Origin of the sequence: Bradyrhizobium nitroreducens, assembly GCF_002776695.1 — a bacterium.
Classification (GTDB): domain Bacteria; phylum Pseudomonadota; class Alphaproteobacteria; order Rhizobiales; family Xanthobacteraceae; genus Bradyrhizobium; species Bradyrhizobium nitroreducens.
Map to the genome: position 1 here is coordinate 1 of NZ_LFJC01000009.1, position 1,122 is coordinate 1,122.

The 1,122-nt window shown below is 58.1% G+C and carries 2 protein-coding genes; one reads left to right on the plus strand and one right to left on the minus strand.

The annotated features are described in order from the left end of the window. A partial coding sequence (locus TSA1_RS38650; protein WP_100181579.1) for an AraC family transcriptional regulator occupies nt 1–830 on the minus strand: 830 nt, incomplete at its 3' end. Nucleotides 831–934: 104 nt separating this feature from the next. Between TSA1_RS38650 and TSA1_RS40510 the strand changes: the two genes are divergently transcribed. Continuing rightward, the coding region (locus TSA1_RS40510; RefSeq protein ID WP_210421939.1) for a hypothetical protein at nt 935–1,122 on the plus strand (188 nt) is incomplete at its 3' end.

The window sequence follows — 1,122 nt, forward strand, 5'->3', positions numbered from 1 at the left end:
AACAATCGACCGTACTCGCGCGTGAACTGCTGTACGCTCTCGTATCCGACGGCGTGAGCCGCGGTGCTGATCATCGCCCCCTCCGAGAGCATCATGCGTCTCGCCTCGATGAGACGTAACTGCTTCTGAAACTGCAAAGGCGTCAGCGACGTGATCGACCGGAAGTGTTCATGGAATGAAGATGGACTCATGCCGGCAGCATCCGCGAGACGCTCGATACGCAAAGGCTGCGCATAGTCCGATCGGATCGTCGCAACGGCACGGGCGACTCGGTGAGCGTGGCTATCCGCAACGCCGAGACCGCGAATACGGGCTCCATGCCGACCGACGAGAAGCCAGTAATGAATTTCACGGACCATTTGCCTCTGCAGTATGGGCAATGCCGAGGGCCTATCCAGGAGTCGCAGAAGGCGGAGCGCTGCGTCGGCGACCTCAATCTCGGTAGGGCCCACATGAACCTGGACATTTTCCTGGTCGGGCGCGCCGTCCATATCCAAAGTGAGATCGGCGATCACAGCGGGATCGAGATCTAGAACGAGCGAGAGATAAGGCGCACCCGGACTGGCTCGCGTGATCTGGCTGACTGTCGGAACATCGGCAGCAATAAGCAATGATTCACCGGCACCAAAATCGTACGTCCGGCTTCCCATTGTCACCCGCTTGCTGCCTTGAAGCACGAGAGCGATCAACGGCCGCGAAATCGCGTATTGCAGCGCGCTGGGGGCCGCCGCGCGGATGGTGGTTAATCCAGTGATCGGCGGAGTACCGATTCCATTGCAGTCGGAATGGTGCTCAGCGTAGCGGCGAACCGCATCCAGCAGATCGTTCATGCGGTGAAACCTAGCCGGACTGGCTTCGGGAGACAAGCCGCCCTGGAGTATCAGGCAAGTTCGATCTGCTTTCAGGCAAGACATTGTAGCTCGCTTGGGTCTCCATGCCTGTATTTCTCCGGCATTTTGTCACTATCCAGCCGCGTGGCGTTGGCAACTCCGAGAAACAGGCAAAGATCTCCGAGTATCTGGCAACTTCAACGCCGGCTGATCTGATTACTGGTCCCATCGTATCGATCATCAACAAGGAGACTACGATGACCACAATCTCTATCGTCACCGGCGGTACCCG